Source organism: Pseudomonas sp. PNPG3 (assembly GCF_023093815.1).
Classification (GTDB): Bacteria; Pseudomonadota; Gammaproteobacteria; order Pseudomonadales; family Pseudomonadaceae; genus Aquipseudomonas; species Aquipseudomonas asiatica.
Window position 1 is genome coordinate 26,119 of record NZ_JALLKV010000048.1, and the last position, 20,894, is coordinate 47,012.

General features: G+C 63.6%; 13 protein-coding genes. 4 read left to right on the forward strand and 9 right to left on the reverse strand.

The features are described from left to right. Window positions 1–178: 178 nt before the first annotated feature. Entirely contained in the window at window positions 179–1,621 is a 1,443-nt protein-coding gene (gene gabD, locus MJ643_RS23755; RefSeq protein WP_024087986.1) for an NADP-dependent succinate-semialdehyde dehydrogenase, read from the forward strand. A 183-nt stretch (window positions 1,622–1,804) separates the two neighbouring features. Next, entirely contained in the window at window positions 1,805–3,082 is a 1,278-nt protein-coding gene (gene gabT / locus MJ643_RS23760; RefSeq protein WP_013970423.1) for a 4-aminobutyrate--2-oxoglutarate transaminase, read from the forward strand. A 66-nt stretch (window positions 3,083–3,148) separates the two neighbouring features. Here the strand turns inward: gabT and MJ643_RS23765 are convergent, their stop codons facing one another. Next, on the reverse strand, window positions 3,149–7,909 hold the full coding sequence (locus tag MJ643_RS23765) for a DUF6543 domain-containing protein (RefSeq protein WP_158491223.1): 4,761 nt from the start codon (window positions 7,907–7,909) through the stop codon (window positions 3,149–3,151). Between the two features lie 244 nt (window positions 7,910–8,153). Between MJ643_RS23765 and MJ643_RS23770 the strand changes: the two genes are divergently transcribed. Next, the gene (locus tag MJ643_RS23770) at window positions 8,154–9,386 is read left to right on the forward strand and encodes a response regulator (RefSeq protein ID WP_024087988.1); all 1,233 of its coding nucleotides are present in this window, start codon (window positions 8,154–8,156) and stop codon (window positions 9,384–9,386) included. A 214-nt stretch (window positions 9,387–9,600) separates the two neighbouring features. Here MJ643_RS23770 and MJ643_RS23775 read toward each other — a convergent pair whose 3' ends face one another. Then, window positions 9,601–10,629 (reverse strand): sensor domain-containing diguanylate cyclase, encoded by a 1,029-nt coding sequence (locus MJ643_RS23775; protein ID WP_013970426.1) that lies wholly within the window; start codon window positions 10,627–10,629, stop codon window positions 9,601–9,603. A gap of 101 nt (window positions 10,630–10,730) precedes the next feature. After that, window positions 10,731–11,915: a delta-9 fatty acid desaturase DesA gene (gene desA, locus MJ643_RS23780; protein ID WP_024087990.1), complete on the reverse strand. Its 1,185-nt coding sequence runs from the start codon at window positions 11,913–11,915 to the stop codon at window positions 10,731–10,733. A 146-nt stretch (window positions 11,916–12,061) separates the two neighbouring features. Here desA and dibA point away from each other — a divergent pair, with 146 nt between their 5' ends. Then, window positions 12,062–13,957, forward strand: coding sequence for a phosphodiesterase DibA (gene dibA / locus MJ643_RS23785; protein WP_024087991.1), 1,896 nt, complete (start codon window positions 12,062–12,064; stop codon window positions 13,955–13,957). A gap of 93 nt (window positions 13,958–14,050) precedes the next feature. On the opposite strand, the gene MJ643_RS23790 is transcribed toward dibA, so the two are convergent. From MJ643_RS23790 to MJ643_RS23815, 6 genes are all read right to left on the reverse strand, one after another. Continuing rightward, window positions 14,051–14,695: a methionine ABC transporter permease gene (locus MJ643_RS23790; protein ID WP_008096606.1), complete on the reverse strand. Its 645-nt coding sequence runs from the start codon at window positions 14,693–14,695 to the stop codon at window positions 14,051–14,053. Next, window positions 14,685–15,794, reverse strand: coding sequence for a methionine ABC transporter ATP-binding protein (locus tag MJ643_RS23795; protein ID WP_013970429.1), 1,110 nt, complete (start codon window positions 15,792–15,794; stop codon window positions 14,685–14,687). The genes MJ643_RS23790 and MJ643_RS23795 overlap by 11 nt, the downstream gene beginning before the upstream one ends. 1 nt (window position 15,795) lies before the next feature. Beyond that, a complete protein-coding gene (locus MJ643_RS23800) occupies window positions 15,796–16,596 on the reverse strand; it encodes a MetQ/NlpA family ABC transporter substrate-binding protein (RefSeq protein ID WP_013970430.1) in 801 nt (266 codons plus the stop codon). Next, window positions 16,589–17,980 carry an LLM class flavin-dependent oxidoreductase gene (locus MJ643_RS23805; protein ID WP_013970431.1) on the reverse strand — a complete coding sequence of 464 codons (1,392 nt, stop codon included), beginning with the start codon at window positions 17,978–17,980 and terminating at the stop codon, window positions 16,589–16,591. The genes MJ643_RS23800 and MJ643_RS23805 overlap by 8 nt, the downstream gene beginning before the upstream one ends. Continuing rightward, complete coding sequence (locus tag MJ643_RS23810) at window positions 17,980–19,161, reverse strand: SfnB family sulfur acquisition oxidoreductase (RefSeq protein WP_013970432.1); 1,182 nt, start codon at window positions 19,159–19,161, stop codon at window positions 17,980–17,982. Before MJ643_RS23810 ends, MJ643_RS23805 begins: the two co-directional genes overlap by 1 nt. A gap of 151 nt (window positions 19,162–19,312) precedes the next feature. Continuing rightward, on the reverse strand, window positions 19,313–20,554 hold the full coding sequence (locus MJ643_RS23815; RefSeq protein ID WP_013970433.1) for an SfnB family sulfur acquisition oxidoreductase: 1,242 nt from the start codon (window positions 20,552–20,554) through the stop codon (window positions 19,313–19,315). Window positions 20,555–20,894 lie beyond the last annotated feature (340 nt).

Genomic DNA, 20,894 nt, shown 5'->3' on the forward strand with positions numbered 1-20,894 from the left:
GCCGGCTGCCACAGCACAGATTCATGAAATTTCGGGCAGGCTGTTCAACCATTCGTTCTTTTTTTCGAACAGCCTATTGTCCAACACCCCAGCAGCCGCTTAGCATTCGTTTGAGATTTCAAACGCTCGATGCCCTGCCTTGGGCGCTTTTCAACAATCAACAATTCGGGAAGCCGACATGCAGCTCAAAGACGCTCAGTTGTTCCGCCAGCAAGCCTACATCAATGGTGAGTGGCTGGATGCGGACAATGGCCAGACCATCAAGGTGACCAACCCGGCCACCGGTGAAGTCATCGGTACAGTGCCGAAGATGGGCACCGCGGAAACCCGCCGCGCCATCGAAGCCGCCGACAAGGCCCTGCCGGCCTGGCGTGCACTGACCGCCAAGGAGCGTTCGGCCAAGCTGCGTCGCTGGTTCGAACTGATGATCGAGAACCAGGACGACCTGGCTCGCCTGATGACCACCGAACAAGGCAAGCCACTGGCCGAAGCCAAGGGCGAAATCGCCTATGCTGCCTCGTTCATCGAGTGGTTCGCCGAAGAAGCCAAGCGCGTCTACGGTGACACCATCCCTGGCCATCAGCCAGACAAGCGCCTGATCGTCATCAAGCAGCCAATCGGCGTTACCGCGGCCATCACCCCGTGGAACTTCCCGGCCGCCATGATCACCCGTAAAGCCGGCCCGGCCCTGGCCGCTGGCTGCACCATGGTGCTCAAGCCTGCTTCGCAGACCCCGTACTCCGCCCTGGCCCTGGTCGAGCTGGCCCACCGCGCCGGCATCCCGGCTGGCGTGCTGAGCGTGGTTACCGGCAGCGCTGGCGAAGTCGGCGGCGAGCTGACCGGCAACTCCCTGGTACGCAAGCTGTCCTTCACCGGCTCGACCGAAATCGGTCGCCAGCTGATGGAAGAATGCGCCAAGGACATCAAGAAGGTTTCCCTGGAGCTGGGTGGCAACGCCCCGTTCATCGTGTTCGACGACGCCGACCTGGACAAGGCGGTCGAGGGCGCGATCATCTCCAAGTACCGCAACAACGGCCAGACCTGCGTCTGCGCCAACCGTATCTACGTACAGGACGGCGTCTACGACGCGTTCGCCGAGAAGCTGGCCGCCGCAGTGGCCAAGCTGAAGATCGGTAACGGCCTGGAAGACGGCACCACCACCGGTCCGCTGATCGATGGCAAGGCTGTGGCCAAGGTCCAGGAACACATCGAAGACGCCGTTGGCAAAGGCGCCAAGGTGCTGGCCGGTGGCAAGATCATCGAAGGCAACTTCTTCGAGCCGACCATCCTGGTCGACGTGCCGAAGACCGCAGCTGTCGCCAAGGAAGAGACCTTCGGCCCACTGGCGCCGCTGTTCCGCTTCAAGGACGAAGCCGAAGTCATCGCCATGTCCAACGACACCGAGTTCGGCCTGGCCTCGTACTTCTACGCCCGCGACATGAGCCGTGTGTTCCGTGTTGCCGAAGCCCTGGAATACGGCATGGTGGGTATCAACACCGGCCTGATCTCCAACGAAGTGGCACCTTTCGGCGGCATCAAGGCTTCGGGCCTGGGCCGTGAAGGTTCCAAGTACGGTATCGAGGACTACCTCGAAATCAAATACCTGTGCATCAGCGTCTGATCGCACGGTAACGGCTTTACCTCTGCCAGCGGGGCGCGAGAGCGACGTCTCGCTGGCCTTTTTGACATCGCAGTACCTGGTGGCCAGGGCGTTCACGGCAGTCGATCAACGAATACTGTTCGCGGGCTCACCCAGCCACCCCCGAATAAAAGCGCCACTCCAAACCGGCGCAATGAGGGCATTATGAGCAAGACCAACGAATCCTTGATGCAACGTCGTGTAGCTGCCGTCCCACGTGGCGTTGGCCAGATCCACCCGATCTTCGTCGACACCGCGAAGAACTCGACCGTGATCGACGTTGAAGGCCGCGAACTGATCGACTTCGCCGGCGGCATCGCAGTACTGAACACCGGCCACCTGCACCCGAAAGTGGTTGCGGCCGTGCAAGATCAGCTGACCAAGGTCAGCCACACCTGCTTCCAGGTGCTGGCCTACGAACCCTATGTAGAGCTGTGCGAAAAGATCAACAAGCTGGTACCAGGCGACTTCGACAAGAAGACCCTGCTGGTCACCACCGGCTCCGAAGCCGTTGAAAACGCCGTCAAGATCGCCCGTGCCGCCACTGGCCGTGCTGGCGTCATCGCCTTCACCGGCGGCTACCACGGCCGTACCATGATGACCCTGGGCCTGACCGGCAAGGTCGTACCGTACTCCGCTGGCATGGGCCTGATGCCAGGCGGCATCTTCCGCGCCCTGTTCCCGAGCGAACTGCACGGTATCAGCGTTGACGACGCCATCGCCTCGGTCGAGCGCATCTTCAAGAACGACGCCGAGCCGCGCGATATCGCCGCGATCATCCTCGAGCCGGTACAAGGCGAAGGCGGCTTCCTGCCAGCGCCGAAAGAGCTGATGCAGCGCCTGCGCGCCCTGTGCGACCAGCACGGCATCCTGCTGATCGCCGACGAAGTGCAGACTGGCGCTGGCCGTACCGGCACCTTCTTCGCCATGGAGCAGATGGGCGTTGCGCCTGACCTGACCACCTTCGCCAAGTCCATCGCTGGCGGCTTCCCGCTGGCCGGTGTGTGCGGCAAGGCCGAGTACATGGACGCCATCGCCCCGGGCGGCCTGGGCGGTACCTACGCCGGTTCGCCGATCGCTTGCGCCGCGGCCCTGGCCGTGATCGAAGTGTTCGAAGAAGAAAAACTGCTGGACCGCAGCAAGGCTGTGGGTGAGCGCCTGACCACTGGCCTGCGCGAAATCCAGAAGAAGCACCCGATCATCGGCGACGTCCGTGGTCTGGGCTCGATGATTGCCGTCGAAGTGTTCGAGAAAGGCACTCACACCCCGAACGCTGCTGCTGTTGGCCAGGTTGTGGCCAAGGCACGTGAGAAGGGTCTGATCCTGCTGTCTTGCGGCACCTACGGCAACGTCCTGCGTATCCTGGTTCCGCTGACCGCCGAAGACGCACTGCTGGACAAAGGCCTGGCCATCATCGAAGAGTGCTTCGCCGAACTGGCGTGATCGCTGATTCGCCCCAGTAAGAAAACCGCCCGGGCAATGCCCGGGCGGTTTTTTTTCGCCTGGTGTTCAGGTGTCGGAGGATGCCCAGACTGCGCTTGGGAAGAAGCGCTCGACCAAGTCGTCGTTTTTCAGCATCGCGGCATACTCGTCGCGCTTGAAGGGGTTGCCTGTGCGCAGGTCGAATACGGGGTGTTCCACAGGAACCTCGTCTGGGACTTCCTTGAGCTTCACATTGACGAAACGGAAATCGTCACCAACCACTTCGCCGATGTCATCGATCTGGAAGCGGCATCCCGGTGGGAACAGTGTTTCCGCTTCTGTGCTGGACCATGACAGCGGCGCAATGGGGGCGCCGCTGTGGTACTGACCGGCAGGCAGCTCAAAGACCACCGATGTATTGTCGAAACTGCCCGTTATGTTGTCCGCCGATGCGAGCTTATCGGTGGCGAAATCGCGTACGACGTAAGGGTTTTCCGTAAAGGAAGCCAGGTCCGAGTTGACCAGCACATCGCCCTTCTTGAGCTTGCCTTTGCGAAAATGTTCGCCTGAGGTGCTCCTTGAGCCGTGTCCACCCCGATACAGGGGAACCTTGTTGTCCTTGGGCAGGGCTTCCAGCGAGTCGACAAGCTTGTCGACGAAAGTGTCCGAGTCGCAAAACGGGAACTCATGCACGCCGCGGCGCAGGTAGCTGTTGACCTGTGCGTTTTCGTCAGTGTATTGGCCGATCAGGAAGTTCTTGTAGTCGTCGCCATCGTTATAGGTATAGGTGATGCCCTCCTCGGTTTCTAGATGCTCGAACTGATGCTCGTCCATCAGCGGTTCCTCGCCTTCGTTCAGGCGAGCGATATCGGCATCGTCCAGCAGAGCGCGGTGGCGGTCCTCGGCCTGGTTCGCGAGCCGCTCTCTTTGCGTCTTGTCCGGTTTCATGCAGGTATCCCAGAAGCTCGAACGGTCGCTGCGCAGGGGTACAGCAGTGTCGCCACCTGCCGCGGCGGGCGTTTCGGTTTCGGGCGTGGTCGGGGGTTTGGGCGTGGTGACCTGGCCGTTGTCGCCAGGGTTTCCGCCACGCAGCCCCCCGGCGTCGGCACGCTTCCAGGTGCCGTCGGCCTGGCGCACCACTGGCTGGCGTCCGAAGAAGGCGAAGGGGTTGTCCGGGTCGATGATCGCCCATTGGCTGGTGTGGGGGTCGAACTGTACCTGGAACACCCGGTCGTCGATCTTCACATACGGGCGGTCATTGACCAGGGTGATGCCTTGCGCGTGTGCATTTCCGGCCGGGGTACCACTTTCCAGCGAGATGTTGACGGCGTACCTCTCGGGCGCTGCTGTAGCCGATGCACTGCCGATGCTTTCCACCGGCGTCCAGTCGCCAAGCTTGTCCTGCAGGGCATAATGTCCGGTATCGATCAGTTCACCGCTTTCGCTGCGCCGGGCTACCCGCGCCAATCCTTTTGGGGAAGGGGTGCCGACCAGCAGGGGTTGGCCGTTGAGCTCCACGGTCTTGAGTTCGCGCTCGGTGAGCCCGCGCAATGCCTTTTTCGTCTCTGCCCAGCGTCGCGGTTGGCTGGGGAGTCGCTCGGCATTGCGCAGCAGACCGCCGAAGCCTTTCAGGCCATGCGTCAGGTCGCCATAGGCACCGGTGGCATTGAGCAGGGAGGACAACAGATACAGGCTTGCGCTGCCGGCATCCCGGTTGATGAAAGTGCTCAGCGCTGCCACGTAATCGCGCAGGGCAAGGACGGCCCCCACCGCGAACGCAGCAGGAGGCAGGGGCAGCGTCACGACCTGGACAACCGTTTCCAGCGTGTTCCAGACAATGCTTGCGATCATGTCGGCCCGGCCCTTGCTGACATCGCGCACATCGACGATACGTTGTTGCAGCGGCTCGTTGTAGCACAAGGTGCGTAGGTCGTCCGCCGGCGCTTCAGGCAAGGTCGGTACCAGGCTCGGGCCGCCCTCGCTAAGGTCCCTGAACAGGAAACTCAGCAGTTGCCCGGCTTGCCTGCGGCTGCGGTCCTTGTAGTAGTCGATCATGCCAGGGGTCTTGAGCGACTGTACAAAGTTGCCGAAAGGCCGGAAGGCGATACCATCGGCCGCCGCGGGGGTGTAGAGCAGCGTCTGCGCGTCTTGCCCTCCAGGCGGTTTGAGCAAGTAGCAGCCGTGGATGACTTCTTCACGATAGGGCGGCGTCTTGCCCATGATCCGATACAGTTCGTTGAACAACTTGCCGACTATCGGCTCGTCGGCCAGGAACTCATTGTCGATACGCACCACCAATCGGTAGAACGCATGACGTTCCCGATCCGCGCTAGTGGTGCGGTGCATGCTGTGGATGCTCGCCAGCACCCAGGCGTACTGGTCCGCATCCAGGTGCCCTTGCAACAGGCTGCGCAGCGCCGCCTGCTGCATCTGCAGCTGTACGATCAGCACGCTGTGCCGACGGCGCCAAGCGTAGCCAGTATGTAACGGCGACAGCAGGGTTTGCTCGATCAGGCTGACGTAGCGATCGGATACCCACAGGCCGCGAATCGAACCTGTGACCGATTGCGGCGTCAACGCCGAGAGGTCGACTCCGGCAGGGCCTTCGAAGGTTGCCGTAGTGTCGGCGGTGGGGTTGAGCAGGCCGAGGCTGTCGTCATAGCCGTTGCGTACCAATTGGGTATAGGTCAGGGTTTCCCTGGGTGACTTGATGACCACGGTGTCAGGGTCGACGTTGACAGCGCCATCCCCGAGCAACTGTTCGAGCCTTTCCTTGGCCTGGGCATGGACATACGCCTCGAAATTGGGCAGCTGGGTGTGTTCAGCCTCGGCATACTGCGAAACGGCAGCCAGGATTTGGTCCTCCAGCCGTGTCAGTTGGCCGCGCTGGGAGGCACTGGCCGTTGCCAGCCAGGTGGGCGTATGCGTGGCGGTGTTGGTCTCGGCTACGTCGATGCGGTTGCGTGTCAGCGCCTTGATCCCTTCCTGGCCGGTGAAACGCACCAGCGTCATGAACTGTTCGTAGGGCTTTGTCAGGCTCGGGACCTGCTGGCGCTGCCGGTGGAAGTCGAGGTACCAGCTGTCCCAATTTTGCGTTTCGGTGCTGGCAGGCTGCTGATGTTCGTTCGGGGATGGTTTGTCGGCGATATTCTTTATCAAGGTTGCGAATGTGGAGCGCTGCTGGGTAGCTACGTTCGTCAGCAGGTAGTCTTGTGTCTTCTTATGGGCGAACCAGCCCACTACTTCGATGAGCAACTGCCGTTCGTTGTCGAAACCCATTACAGGTTTTTTGGGGTGATGCGGGCAGCAGAGCAGCAGGCGCTGCAGGGCACCGTCGGCGCTTTCCTGGCGAACCAGCAGGGCATCGCTCAGTAGGTACTGGTCTGCCAATAGCAGGTTGGCGCTGGACAACCTGTCGTATCCTGTTCCGCTTCCGGCAACGAAGGTCGCAAGGGTCTGTTGGTCTTCGGGCTTGATCTGGCCCTGCAGGCGCGCGCACCAGGCTTGGGCAGCGATCTGCCGCAACAGGGTGGCGTTCATCTGCGCTCGGGCATTCTCATGCTTGTGCGCGGCTTTCTGGGCAGAGGCAAACTTGCCGTGCAGCGCCAGCGTTTCTACTAGCTTGGCGATATAGGCGGGGGTGAGCGTGGCATACGAGTCTGGCAGGGGCTTGCCCTGCCGTTCGAGGCGCGTGCCGATCATGAAGCTCGACATCGGCTGCGCGTCGCCGTCGTGTAGACCTTGCAGCGCAAGCTTCACAAGACTGCGCCGGGTTTCGTAGGGGGCCAGGGTTTCAGGTAACGTACGCTGGGTCACCAACACGATCTGCTGCGGGTCGACCGCCAGGCCCAGGTCATTGGCGATTTTGCTGCGCAGGTGCTTCACCGCGAAGCTTTCGCTGCTGTCGCACCCATCCAGCACACTGAGCAAGGCAGCGCGGCTGTGGTCATACTCCATAAGTGCATTCAGGCACTGATCGGCCTGGTCCGCAGGCGCGTACCGCAACCAGTGGGGCGCCTTGGGCGACGGCGTGAGGGCTTCGTTCAGGATGGCTTCCAGGCTGCTGCCTGGGCCGAGTAGCAGAGGCAGGCGAAGGGCATCTTCGATCCGCCCCGAGCGGGACTCGTCGGTAACTGGCGAGGGCTGCAAAGCGAGCTTGATATCGCTCAGTTGCAGGGCGCGCAGTTGATGGTGCAGTTCGGCGAATGCGTTGCGGTGAATGGGTTCGATCACCCAGTGGCGTTGTTCGTAGGTTTGCACTGCCGAGGCCTGCGTCATCGCGAGGCGCTGTGCACCGGTCAGGGTATCGGTGATGCTGGCCCGTGCCACTGACTTGTTCACCAGCGTGGTCAGTGCCGCAAGAGCCAACGCAGGGGTGGCGAACGCGGCCCATTGCCGGCCCGCCAGCCACAGCAGGGTCGGGCCGCTGTCCAGGCTGAACATCAGGCAGCCATGCAGCGTGGCGGTGTGGTTTGCTGCGATCTTCAAGCCCAAGGTGTTGATTTTCAAGTCGTGCTGAACGAGCGAGGCGGGCAGGCAGGCCGCGTACATCGAGTGGATCGTGCCGGCAGTGACCTGGACCTCGAGCAATTGGCGCAGAGTGGCTTCGATATCCTTTATATGGCACTGGCGGCGAACCAGATCGGTCTTTTCGACCGACTCCCAATAGGCGTGCGTGGCATTCCTGATCGTAAGCAGGGCGCTTGTCGCTTCACTCGCCGTGAGTGCCCGGTCCAGGTTGGCCAGCCCCATGCTGTCCAGCGAGGGGTGCTGCGCAAGGCGTTGGTCGATGCTAGCTCTCAGGGTCGAGAGCGCTTGTCGAGTTGCAGATGAAAGGGTACGCGTCATGGGGCTCCTCTGGCCGTGTCTGCGATACGGCTTTGTCATGTGGAGCACCACTGAAACGGATCATGTTGTGAGCCAGTTGGTAGTTAATGCTCATAGCGGCGCGGTGGCGAACATGAACAAACTGTGAACTGCCCGCCATTGCGGGATTTTTGTGCCAATTCGCTGCAGGGGGCGCTATCGTTAACCGACGGATATGTTTGGAAGCTGCGATGGATCGTGTGCCAGGATCATTCAGGAGTCGCCCATGAGCGCCGCAGACCCCCACCCACCCCGCGTTCTGATCGTCGAAGGCGATCCTTGGGTGCGTGACATGCTCCGTGACATGCTGCTCAGCGTGCGCTGCGATGCCCGGCTGGAGGTCTGTGCCGACGGCACCCAGGCCATGACCGCGCTGTCGAGCAAGCCCGACCTGATCATCGCCGCTCGTGAGCTGTCCGGTGTCGATGGCCTCGATCTGCTACGCAAGGTGCGCGCCAAGCGAGACAACCCCGGCCTGCCGTTCATCCTCATGAGCGAGCGCAGTGATAGCTCCAGTGTGCGAGAAGCGTTGCCCCTGCACCCCACGGCCTACCTGAGCAAGCCGCTGAACCTCGACAACCTGCGCAAGCGCCTGGAAGAGCTGCTGCTGGCCGTTGGCGAACAAGTCGCCTGCCCGGTGCCGTCCTTGCAGCCTGGTGTCAGCTTGCCTGCTTTTCTTGAACAGCGCCGCGCCATCGCCGACGGCGGGCCGCTGTTTGCCGACGTGCAGGTCGCGATCAAACGCGCACTCAACCCCCAGGGCCTGAACCTCAAGGTGCTAGAAGAGGAAGTGGGTAGCGACCCACAGATCACCGCGGTGCTGATTGCCGCTGCCAACAGTGCGGCCATGCACCGCGACGCGCCTGTGCAAACATTGCTACAGGCCTTGAACAAGCTTGGCAGCACCCAGAGCATGAACCTGATCCTGGGCATGACCCTCAAGCGCAGCGCGCGGCTCAGCGACCCGCTGCTGACGCAGCATGCGGCCTATTACTGGGGCCTTTCGCTGCACACTGCCGAATATGGCCGGACCTTGGCGCGCATGTTCGAGCTGGACGAGGGGCGCTGCTATTGCGCGGGGTTGCTGCATTGCCTGGGCGACCTGGCGGTGTTGCGCTGCCTGCAGGAATGGCGGCAGGCCGGGGGTGAGCTGGACGAGGACAAGGTACAGCTGTCGCTCAACGAGTTCGGTGCAGCGTTTGGCTCGGCGTTGCGTACCCGTTGGCGGTTGCCGCTGGCATTGCGCGAGTTGGTCGCGGCCATCTACCAGCTGGGCGGCGGCGTGTATTCACGGGAGATCCTGGCCATGAACCTGGCTGGGCAGCTGTCGCGGCTGCCGCCCGAGCAGGGGCTGGAGAGGCTGGCCAGTGGCAAGACCGCGCGGTTGCTCAAAGTCGGTCTGCCGGAGCTGAGACGGCTGCGCAAGGTGGAGAGCGCCGAAACCAAGCCGACAGCCTAAGTCGTTGAACTCGGCGCAAACCCTGTGGGAGCGGGCTTGTCCCGCGCAGTTTATGGCACCGGCTTTGCCGGTGTTCGCGGCTAAAGCCGCTCCCACAGGGATAGCGTTAGGCTGAAACCTGTGCAGTACCTGTGGGAGCCGGCTTGCCGGCGATGAGGCCGGCCCAGGCAATGCAAGACAGTTGCTCCCACAGGGTGGCGGCGGTCTTGAAGTGTCACCCGCGGACGATCTGGTTCTTGCCCTGCCGCTTGGCCCGGTACATCGCCGCATCGGCCCGGGCATACAGGCTGTCCAGTGCCACATCCTCGTCAGTCAGCCCGGTCAGCCCCTGGCTCACCGTCACCCCGTATGTCTGCTGCCCATGGCTGAAGCTCAAGTGCTGAATCTGCCGCTGCAGGCGCTCGGCAATCTGCTCCGCCATCTGCGCATTGCAGCCCGGGAACACCGCTGCAAACTCCTCGCCGCCAATGCGCCCGAACAGGTCGCCGCGGCGTAGCACGGCCTTGCCGCTGTCGGCGATGCGTTGCAGCACCTGGTCACCTTCCTGGTGGCCGTAGCTGTCGTTGACGTGCTTGAAATCGTCGATGTCCAGCAGCAGGAAGGCCAGCGGCGTGCCGTTTTCGCGGGCGCTGTCGAAGGCTTGCTGGGCGCACTCGAAGAAGTGCCGACGGTTGCTGCTCTGGGTCAGCACGTCGGTAGTGGCCAGGCGCTGCAATTCACCTTCGAGCTGCTTCTTCTCGGTGATGTCCTCGGCGATGCCTACGATGATCACCCGCTCATCATCGCGTTGTTGGTTGATGTAGCACTTGTCGCTCAGCCAGCGCAGCTGGCCGTCGGCCGTGAGGATGCGGTACTCGCGGTCTTCCACCGAGCCCTTGAGCAGCACCTGGGCCAGGCTGCGCTCGGCGAACTCCAGGTCGTCGGGGTAGATGCTGTCGCGCCATTCGTTGTAGTCGGCCATCACCAGGCTGGCCGGGCGGCCGAAAATGCGCTCGTAGGCGGGGCTTACGTACAGCACCTGGCGGGTTTCCCAGTCGAAGGCCCAGAGCACTGCATTGACGCTGTCGAGCAACGAGCTGAACAGCTGCTCGCGCTCGCTCAGGCGGGCAACTTCGCCCTGGGCGTGGAGCAGCGCAAGCAGGGTCTGGGCGGCCTCGGGAGGGGGTGTGCCGGGCAGTGTCGTTGGAATGTTCTTGGCCATGTGCACGGAGCAGGTCTCGACAGGAAAGCGTGCGGCCAGCATCCGGCCCGCCACGCGGGGCGATGTGCCGGATTTGAGTGGCAACCAGGGGGTGAAGTTCCGGGCGGCACGCCCCGCCAAGGGGGCGTGCCGATCAACGGCGGTCAGGCGCCGGTCGGGCGCAGGGAGTAGGTCTTGAGCTGTGCCGCGAAGTCGCGCAGAGCGTGAATGCCGCTGCTTTCGGCCTCGTGTACCCAGTCCTTCATGGCGGCCAGCATGTCGTGGCCGTTGGCGCTGGTGCGCGCCCAGATCTGCTGCAGGGCCAGGCGTTTTTCGTAGATGGTCTTCAGCGCCTGGCTGTGGGCGAGCATCGACTCGATGCGCACATGGTGACGGTCTTCCAGCAGGCTGGTCTCGCGCGACAACAGGCGCTTGGCGCGGCGGAAGTGGTGGCGCAGCGAAGCATCGACGCGGGCCAGCTCCTGCTTGACCAGCGGGCCGATTACCAGCTTGCGGTACTGGGCCATGATCTGGAAGCGGTTGTTGAGGATGGCCATGGCGGTGTCCATGTCCAGGCTGGCCTTGCCTGCCACCCGGTGGGCGATGGGCGCCACGCGCTGTACCTTGGCCAGGCGCAGCAGGCAGAACAGGCGGATCCACGCCCAACCCATGTCGAACTCCCAGCGCTTGACCGACAGCTTGGCCGAGTTGGGGTAGGTGTGGTGGTTGTTGTGCAGCTCTTCGCCACCGATGACGATGCCCCACGGCACCAGGTTGGTCGCGGCGTCGCGGCACTCGAAGTTGCGGTAGCCGAGAGCGTGGCCCAGGCCGTTGACCACGCCGGCGGCCCAGAACGGAATCCACATCATCTGCACTGCCCAGATGGTGATGCCGATGGTGCCGAACAGCAGCAGGTCGATTACCGCCATCAGCGCGATGCCGCCCAGCTTGTAGCGCGAGTAGAGGTTGCGCTCGATCCAGTCGTCCGGGCAGTTCTTGCCGTAGATGCGCAGGGTTTCGGGGTTGCGCGCCTCTTCCCGGTAAAGCTCGGCACCCTTGCGCAGCACCGTGCCCAGGCCCTTGTACAGCGGGCTGTGGGGGTCGTCGGGGGTTTCGCATTTGGCGTGGTGCTTGCGGTGGACGGCGGTCCATTCGCGGGTGTTCTGCGCCGTGGTCAGCCACAGCCAGAAACGGAAGAAGTGCTTGAGCGCGCCATTGAGCTCCAGGGCCCGGTGCGCGGAGTAGCGGTGCAGGTAGACCGTGACGCTGACGATGGTCACGTGGGTCATCAGCAGGGTAGTGCCGACCAGTTGCCAGGCCGACAAGTCGAGCAGGCCGTTGTACCACATAGGTGTAAATACCCTCGGAATGCGGGAGGAGGGGCTGATTATCCCTTGGGCAGGAAATAAATACAGTCACCCGTTCAGATAGGAAGTCACGACATGTTTCAGCCTTTATAATGCCCCATCATTTTTCATGGGCAATTGCACCCGACATGTCTGTTTCCGTTCGCGACGCCTTGCGCATGGCTGCGCTGTATGTGGTGCTCTCGATCCTCTGGCTGACGCTGGCCGAGGTGGTGTTGCACGGCATGACCGACGACCCCCTGGCACTGACCGTGGGCCGGCAGATCAACGTGGTGGTCTGGGTGCTGCTGAGCGCCGTGCTGATCTATGTGTCGCGGGTGCGGCTGCTCGACTTCATCGGTGTTGGCGCGCGTATGCGTGGTGAAGACCGTGAACGCCTGCGCATGGCTGCGGCAGTGTTCGACAGCACCCTCGAAGGCGTGCTGGTGACCGACCGCCATGGCCTGATCGTGCACGTCAACCGTGCCTTCATGCGTATCACCGGCTACCAGCAGGACGAGGTCATCGGCCAGCGCCCGAACAAGTTCAAGTCGGGCCGCCATGGCCTGGCGTTCTACCAGCAGATCTTCGCCACGCTGGCGGAAAAGGGCGAGTGGAGCGGCGAAATATGGAACCGGCGCAAGAGCGGTGAAATCTACCCGCAATGGCAGACCATTTGCGCCATCCGCGACGATCAAGGCGAGCTCAGCCATTACGTGGCGGTGTTCAGCGACATCAGCGCGATCAAGCATTCTGAACAGGAACTGGCCTACCTGGCCCACCATGACCCGCTGACAGGCTTGCCCAACCGCCTGCTGTTCAACGACCGGGTCGAGCAGGCGCTGGCCGCAGCCCAGGCCAACAAGCGTGGTTGTGCCCTGCTGTTGCTGGACCTGGACCATTTCCAGAGCATCAACGACGGCCTTGGCCACACCATTGGCGACCAGTTGCTGAAGCTGGTGGGCGAGCGCCTGGCAGAGGTGCTGCGCAGCGGCGTGACCTTGGCGCGCCTGGGGGGCGACGAATTTGGCGTGCTGGCGGAAAACTGCCATGAGGTTGGCCAGGCGGGCAAGCTGGCGCAGGGCATCATCGAGCGCATGCGCGAGCCGTTCCAGTTCGACGGTCACCGCCTGTTCATCAGCGTCAGCGTGGGCATCAGCCTGTTCCCCAGCGATGCCTTGAGTGCCGAGCAGTTGCTGCGCAATGCCGACTCGGCGTTGTACAAGGCCAAGAGCAATGGGCGGGCCTGCTATGCGCTGTACACCGAAGAACTGACCGCTCACGCCCAACACCGGGTCGAGACCGCCGGCGAGCTGCGCCGAGCCTTGGAGCAGGACGAGCTGCGGGTGTTCTACCAGCCGGTGCACGACCTGGCGACCGGCGGCCAGGTCGGCGTCGAAGCCTTGGTGCGTTGGCAGCACCCTCAGCGCGGCCTGGTGCCACCGGGCGAGTTCATCCCGATTGCCGAGCGTACCGGGCTGATTGCCGAGATCGACGCCTGGGTACTGCGCCAGGCGTGTCGGCAGATGGTGCGATGGCAGGGTGAAGGGCGGCAGTTGGCATTCGTGGCGGTGAACATTTCCAGCCGCCTGTTTGGCCAGCACGAGCTGTACCAGCAGGTGGCCGAGGTGCTGGACGACACCGGCCTGGCCCCGGCCTTGCTGGAGCTGGAGGTGACCGAGAGCGCGGTGATGGAGGACCCGGAGGTGGCGCTGGAGCAGTTGCATCGCCTGCGCGAGCTGGGGGTGACCTTGGCTATTGACGACTTTGGCACCGGTTATTCTTCGCTGCTGCGGCTCAAGCGCTTGCCGGTGCAGAAGCTGAAGATCGACCAAGGCTTCGTTGCCGGGTTGCCGCTGGATGAGGACGACATCGCGATCGTTCGGGTGATCATCGCCCTGGCCCGCAGCATGGGCATGCAAGTGCATGCAGAGGGCATCGAGCAGGCCGAGCAGGCCAGCTTCCTGCTGCATGAGCAGTGTCAGCTTGGGCAGGGGTACTGGTTCGGGCGGCCGGTGCCTGCCGGGCATCTTCGCTGGGGTTGAAGGCCCCTTCGCGGGCATGCCCGCTCCCACAGGGATATCGTTGTATTCAAGCCCTGTGCAGTACTTGTGGGAGCGGGCGTGCCCGCGAAGAATTCAGCGCTTGTTCAAGCCTTTCGCCAACCGGTCGCCACCCAGCTGGATCAACGCCACCAACGCCACCAGCATGGCAATCACGGTCAGCATGATCTGGCTGTCGAAGCGCTGGTAGCCATAGCGGTAGGCGATATCCCCCAAGCCCCCGGCACCGATCGCTCCGGCCATGGCCGAGGAGTTGATCAGGGTCACCAGGGTAATGGTGAAGCCCCCGACAATTCCCGGCAGCGCCTCGGGCAGCAGCACGTGCCAGACGATGTGCCAGCGCCGGCAGCCCATGGCCTGTGCAGCCTCCACCAGGCCGTGGTCGACTTCGCGCAGGCTGACCTCGGCAATCCGCGCGAAGAACGGCGTGGCGGCAATGGTCAGTGGCACCACTGCCGCCCACACGCCATACGTGGTACCCACTACCAAGCGGGTGAAGGGGATCAGCGCGACCATCAGGATCAGGAACGGGATCGAGCGGAACAGGTTGACGAATGCACCCAGCACCCGGTTCAGCAGCGGCGCCTCGAAGATCCCACCCTTGTCGCTGGTGACCAGCAGCACCGCCATCGGTACGCCTACCAGCAGGGCGATCAGCGACGACACGCCGACCATCAGCAGGGTATCGAGCAAACCTTCCAGCAGGCGATCAAACCACATGGCCCAGTACCTCCACGTCCTCGGCCCAGCGGCGGGCGCGCTCCAGCAATTGATGGGTGTCGTGCGTTGAGTGCTGCACCGACAGGATCAGCTGCCCCAGGGCATGCTCGCCAATGGTTTCCACACCGCCCTGCAGCAGGCGCACGCGGCCGCCAAGTTCGTTGAACAGGGCAGACAGTTCGGGTTCGCCGAGCAGGGTCAGCCTCAGCACCACGGCACTGTCGCGGCTTGCCGGGCTGGCCCGCAGGCTGGCTTGCAGCGCGGCTGGCAACCTGGCTTGCAACGGTGCCAGCAGAGTACGGGTGACTTCGTGGCGTGGTGAGCCAAACACCCGCCAGACCTCACCCTGCTCGACCACTTCTCCACGTTCAAGCACCACCACCCGGTGGCAGATATCGCGGATTACCGCCATCTCGTGGGTGATCAGCACGATGGTCAGGCCCAGGCGCTGGTTGATGTCGCGCAGCAGTTCGAGAATGGAAGCAGTGGTCTCCGGGTCCAGCGCCGAGGTGGCCTCGTCGCACAGCAGGATCTCGGGGTCATGCACCAACGCCCTGGCAATGCCCACGCGCTGCTTCTGCCCGCCGGACAGCTGCGCCGGGTACACGTGGTGCTTTTCCCGCAGGCCCACCAGCTCCAGCAGTTCGCGTACCTTGCACTGGCGCTCCGCCTTGGCCACGCCGGCCACCTTGAGGGGCAGCTCGACGTTCTGCCACACGGTCTTGGCCGACATCAGGTTGAAATGCTGGAAGATCATGCCGATACGCCGGCGCAGGGCTACCAGGTGCTCCTCGTCGAAGGGCGCGATGTCCACCTGGTCGATCAGCACCCGCCCCTGGCTGGGTTGCTCCAGGCGGTTGATGGTACGCAGCAGCGATGACTTGCCGGCGCCGCTGCGGCCGATGATGCCGAAGATCTCGCCATGGCGGATGTTCAGGTCGATGCCTTGCAAGGCCGGTTGCGCCTGGCCCGGGTAGGTCTTGCCCAGGCCGATGAAGCGCACATGGGCTTCATTGACCTCCGGGCGCAAGGCCTGCTCCCTGGCCGTTGGCGGCAGTGGTTGTGCGGTGGGCGCCCGCAGCGCGCTGGCCTGGCTCATGTCAGCCCTCCCAACCGGCCTGGTAGAGGTTGCCGTGGGCTTTGTCCAAGGCTGCGCGCACCACTGGCGAGTGCTGGTAGATGTCGACGAACTTGGCCAGGCGTGGGTCGTCCTTGCTTTGCGGTCGAATGACGAACTGGATCACGTATTCCTTGTTCTCCAGGCCGTCGAACAGCAGTGCGGAGCCGGCGTCGAAGCTGTTGGCCAGGCGGATGTAGGCCGGGTAGCCCTGCACCAGGTCGGCGTCGTCATAGGCGCGAACCAGCTGTACGGCCTCGACCTGAAGGATCTTCAGTTTTTTCGGGTTGGCGACGATATCGTCCTCGGTGGCCTTGTAGCCGACCCCCGGCTTGAGAGTGATCAGCCCGGCCTTGGCCAGCAGCTGCAGGCCACGGCCGCTGTTGATCGGGTCGTTGGCGATGACCACGCTGGCGCCTTCGGGCAGGTCGGCGAAGCTCTTGTACTTTTTCGAGTACAGGCCGACGTTGTTGATGATGCCCGGGGCGTAGGGCACCAGGTTGAAGCCCGCAGCCGCCTTGGCGTTTTCCAGGAACGGGATGTGCTGGAAGTAGTTCACATCGATGTCGCCGCTGTTGAGGCTGACATTGGGTGCGATCCAGTCGCTGAACTCGACCAGCTTCACTTCCAGGCCTTGCTTGTGCGCTTCTTCCACTGCGGCTTCCAGCGGGATGGCAAAGGCCGAGGTGGTGCCGATCTTCAGCGGTTCGGCAGCCAGCGCGCTGGCGGACAGGCCGAGGGTGAGGGCAATGGCCGCGACGGGCCGGAACAGTTTATCAAGCATGGTGCAGGGCTCCAGTCGGGGCAGGGGTAGAGGTAAAGCGGTAAGCCGAGCCAGGGTGGTCGGCGGGCAAATGCGGGTGGTCGGCCTGGAACAGTTTCTCGCGCAGGGTGCCTTCGGCGTAGGCGGTCTTGTAGCGGCCACGCTGTTGCAACTGCGGGATGACCAGGTCGATGAAGTCCTCGAAGCTTTCCGGGGTTACGGTGCGGGTCAGGTTGAAACCGTCCAGGCCGGTTTCATCGACCCAGGCGATCAGCTGTTCGGCCACCTGCTCGGGCGCGCCGACCAGGGTCACGTAACGGCCACCCAGGGCGTGCTGCTGCAGCAGGCGCCGTCGGGTCCAGGCGTTGTCCTGCAACTGGCGCGTGGCCGACTGGATGGCGTTGCCCTGGCTGAAGGCAATCGGCTCGTCCAGGGCGTAGGCGGCGAAGTCGATGCCGGTGGACGCTGCGAAGTGCGCGACCCCGGCCTCGGCGCTGGCATGGCGCAGGTACTCGGCATGCTTGGCCTGGGCCTGCTGCTCGGTGGCGGCGACAATCACCGTGATGCCCATGAACACCTTGACCGCTTGCGGGTCGCGGCCAGCGGCTTGGGCGGCGGCGCGCACCTTGTCGACCTGGGCGCGGGTGGCGGCCTTGTCCTGGCCACTGATGAACACGCATTCGGCATGGTTGCCGGCGAAGGCCAGGCCACGCTGCGAGCTGCCGGCCTGGAACAGTACCGGAGTACGTTGCGGCGAGGGCTCGGACAAGTGGTAGCCGTCGACCTTGTAGAACTCGCCCTGGTGGTTGACCTTGCGCACCCTGTCGGGCCTGGCATAGACGCGCTGCTGGCGGTCGGCGACCACGGCATCGTCAGCCCAGCTGCCTTCCAGCAGCTTGTACAGCACCTGCAGGTACTCGTCGGCCTGGTCGTAGCGGCGGTCATGCTCGGGTTGCTGCGCTAGGCCCATGGCCCGGGCGGCGCTGTCGAGGTAGCCGGTGACGATGTTCCAGCCCACCCGGCCATGGCTCAGGTGGTCCAGGGTGGAAAGGCGCCGGGCGAACAGGTACGGCGCTTCGTAGGTGAGGTTGGCGGTAAGGCCGAAGCCCAGGTGGCGGGTGACGGCGGCCATGGCCGAGACCAGCAGCAGCGGGTCGTTGACCGGCATCTGGATCGACTCCTTGAGGGTGACGTCCAGCGACTGGCCGTAGATGTCGTAGGTGCCGACGATGTCGGCGATGAAAAGCCCGTCGAACAAGCCGCGCTCCAGCAGCCGCGCCAGACTGGTCCAGTAGTCCAGGGTCTTGTACTGGGTCGAGGTGTCCCGTGGGTGGGTCCACAGGCCGTGGTTGATGTGCCCGATGCAGTTCATGTTGAAAGCATTGAGCAGGATCTGCTTGGCCATCAGATGGTCCCCCGGCGTGGTGGGTTGGCATCATTGAGGTAGTAGTTGCCGATGGCGTGGTACTTCCAGCGCACCGGGTCGTGCAGGGTGTGCACGCGGGCGTTGCGCCAGTGGCGGTCAAGGTTGTGTTCGGCCAGTGTGGCCTGGCTGCCGCCCAGTTCGAACAGGGTGGTGCCGGCCGCGAGGGAAATCTCGGTGCTGATGGCGCGGGCCTCGGCCACCGCGATGGACGCGGCGGCCACGTTTTCGGCAGTGCTGTCGTCGCGGGCGCGGTCCAGATATTCGCCCGCGCGCTCCAGCAAGGCTTCGGCGGCGTGCAGACGGATCGCCAGATGGCCGAAACTCTTCAGCGTCAGCGGGTCATCGCTGGCCTTGTCCAGGCCGGAGTCGACCCAGGGGCGGCTGCGGGTGCGCACGAAGTGCAGGGCATCTTCGTATGCGGCGCGGGCGATGCCGGTATCGATGGCGGCATGAAGGATCTGCGCCAGCGGGCCGACCGGGGTGGGGCGTTCGAAGGCGCTCTGGAACGGCACCACGTCGGCGGCACTGACATACACGTTATCGAACACCACCGAGCCGCTGCCGGTGGTGCGCTGGCCGAAGCCGCTCCAGTCGTCGATCACCTGCAGGCCCTGGCTGTCGGCCGGGACGAAGGCCAGGTGCTGCACGCCCTGTTCATCGACCACCGAGGTGGGAATGCGCTGGGCGTAGATGGCGCCGGTGGAGTAGAACTTGCGGCCGTTGATGCGAAAACCATCGCCGTCGCGGGACAGGCGCGTGGTGCGGTCGTTGGCGGTCTTGGTGCCCAGTTCGGCCAGGGCGTTGCCGAAGCGGTTGCCCGCCAGTACTTCGGCGTACAAGCGCTGTTGCTGTTCGGGTGTGCCGTTTACCCGCAGCACTTCCAGGCCGTAGAAATGGTTTTGCGGGATCTGCCCTAGCGAGCCGTCGGCCTGGGCGATGCGGGCGATTACCTTGGCCAGGGTGATGTTGGACACGCCGGCGCCGCCGAAGGCCTTGGGTACGCTGATGGCCCACAGGCCGGAGCGAGTGAACAGTTCCAGTTCGGCGTGCGGCAGACGGCGCTCGCGGTCGCGCAGGGCGCTGTCGCGGCGCAGGTGTCGGGCGACTTCTTCGGCGACGTTCAGGGCCTGGGTGTCGCTGGTGATGATTGCTGTCGTCATATTGCTCTCCGGGACCCTAGGGGCCGCTTCGCGCCCCAATCGCCGGCAAGCCAGCTCCCACATGGACCGCACAGGTCTTGAAGGCAGTGCAGGAACTGTGGGAGCTGGCTTGCCGGCGATTGGGCTGCAAAGCAGCCCCAAGGCCCTCAAGTCAGATCCAGGAATGCCGTGCAGGCAAGGTGCCGTTGAGGTGGTAAGCGCCAACCGCGTGGTACTTCCAGCGCACCGGGTCATGCAGGGTGTGCACCCGGGCATTGCGCCAGTGGCGGTCGAGGTTGAACTCGGCGAGGGTGGCGCGGCTACCGGCCAGCTCGAACAGCTTTTCGCTGGCCTGCAGGGCAATCTCGGTGGTCAGTACCTTGGCCTCGGCCACAGCGATCGAGGCCCGCGCTGCGCTTGCTGCATCGATCGGCTCGGCGTTGACCTCGTCGAGGACCCGCGCGGCCTTGCGCAGCAGGGCTTCGGCGGCGTGCAGCTCGAGCTTCAGGCGGCCGATGTCGGCGATTACGTAAGGGTCGTCGCTGGCGCGGTCGACCTTGGCTTCGATCCATGGCCGGGCCTTTTCGCGCACGAAGCTGATGGCGTCCTTGATCGCTGCTTCGGCAATGCCAGCATCGATCGCCGCCTGGATCAGCTGCGAGGCAGCGCCCTGGATGTTGGGAATGTCGCGCTGGCGCCAGTTGTCGATCACCAGGTCGGCATCCACCGGGACCTGGTCGAGCAGCACGGTGCCGCTTGCAGTGGTGCGCTGCCCGAAACCGGACCAGTCATCGACGATGCGCAGCCCCGGGCTGCCTCGGCGGACGAATGCCAGGCGCTGGCGACCTTTGTCGTCCAGTGCCTTGACCGCAACCCAGTGGGCGAACAGGGCGCCGGTGGAATAGAACTTCTCGCCGCTGATGCGATAGCTGTCGCCGACGCGGGTGATCCTGGCCTTGAGGGTCAGGGTGTCCTTGGTGCTGCGTTCGGGGCCGGCATTGCCGATGCGCCAGCCATCGAGCACGCTGCGGAAGATCACCGCCTGCTGCGCCTCGGTGGCAGTCAGGCGCAGCAGTTGCAGCATGCCGAACTGGTTCTGCGGGATTTGCCCCAGGGCCGGGTCGGCGGCGCTGATGAGGCGGAACACTTCAGCCACGGTCTCGAATGACACCTCCGGGCCGCCATGTGCCTTGGGTACGCAGATGCTGCCAAGCCCGCTGCGGGTGAACAGTTCGATCTCGGCCCATGGCAGTTTGCGTTGCTGGTCGCGGCGGGCGGCCTGCTCGCGGGCGACCTCGGCCAGTTCGCGGGCTGCTTGCAAGGCTTCGGCGTCGTTGCGTAGAACCTTGGCCGGCAGCAGCAGGGGCGAGCTGTCGAGATCGCTGTGGAATTGGGTATCGGGTTGGCTGGACATCAGTACCGCTCCTTGGCTGCACTCAATGCCCTGGCGTTCCGCACTGGGGTGATCGTGATCCTGACCATTCCTGACCTCGCAAATGAATTGTGTCGCTAACAGCTGATCGCGACAGATGTGTGCTGGTCCGGTGGTCCGGTTTATATACCCTAATGCTTTATAAAAAGTTTATGAACTAACTCTTTGGAATATATATAGAAGGAGGGATTTGCTGTGGATGTACTGGCCCTATCGCCGGCAAGCCAGCTCCCACAGGACGCCACAGGTTTTGATTACTGTGGGGTATCTGTGGGAGATTCTATGGTTTTAGGGAAGTTTTTTAAGCGGCTTTTGACCGATA

Excerpts from the sequence above, each read along its gene's own strand:
- MJ643_RS23815 (WP_013970433.1), bottom strand. The coding sequence starts at position 20,554 with ATGTCCAGCCAACCCGATACCCAATTCCACAGCGATCTCGACAGCTCG.
- MJ643_RS23795 (WP_013970429.1), bottom strand. The coding sequence starts at position 15,794 with ATGAGCCAGGCCAGCGCGCTGCGGGCGCCCACCGCACAACCACTGCCG.
- gabT (WP_013970423.1), top strand. The coding sequence starts at position 1,805 with ATGAGCAAGACCAACGAATCCTTGATGCAACGTCGTGTAGCTGCCGTC.
- MJ643_RS23800 (WP_013970430.1), bottom strand. The coding sequence starts at position 16,596 with ATGCTTGATAAACTGTTCCGGCCCGTCGCGGCCATTGCCCTCACCCTC.
- MJ643_RS23790 (WP_008096606.1), bottom strand. The coding sequence starts at position 14,695 with ATGTGGTTTGATCGCCTGCTGGAAGGTTTGCTCGATACCCTGCTGATG.
- MJ643_RS23775 (WP_013970426.1), bottom strand. The coding sequence starts at position 10,629 with ATGCTGGCCGCACGCTTTCCTGTCGAGACCTGCTCCGTGCACATGGCC.
- MJ643_RS23805 (WP_013970431.1), bottom strand. The coding sequence starts at position 17,980 with ATGGCCAAGCAGATCCTGCTCAATGCTTTCAACATGAACTGCATCGGG.
- MJ643_RS23765 (WP_158491223.1), bottom strand. The coding sequence starts at position 7,909 with ATGACGCGTACCCTTTCATCTGCAACTCGACAAGCGCTCTCGACCCTG.
- desA (WP_024087990.1), bottom strand. The coding sequence starts at position 11,915 with ATGTGGTACAACGGCCTGCTCGACTTGTCGGCCTGGCAACTGGTCGGC.
- gabD (WP_024087986.1), top strand. The coding sequence starts at position 179 with ATGCAGCTCAAAGACGCTCAGTTGTTCCGCCAGCAAGCCTACATCAAT.
- dibA (WP_024087991.1), top strand. The coding sequence starts at position 12,062 with ATGTCTGTTTCCGTTCGCGACGCCTTGCGCATGGCTGCGCTGTATGTG.
- MJ643_RS23770 (WP_024087988.1), top strand. The coding sequence starts at position 8,154 with ATGAGCGCCGCAGACCCCCACCCACCCCGCGTTCTGATCGTCGAAGGC.
- MJ643_RS23810 (WP_013970432.1), bottom strand. The coding sequence starts at position 19,161 with ATGACGACAGCAATCATCACCAGCGACACCCAGGCCCTGAACGTCGCC.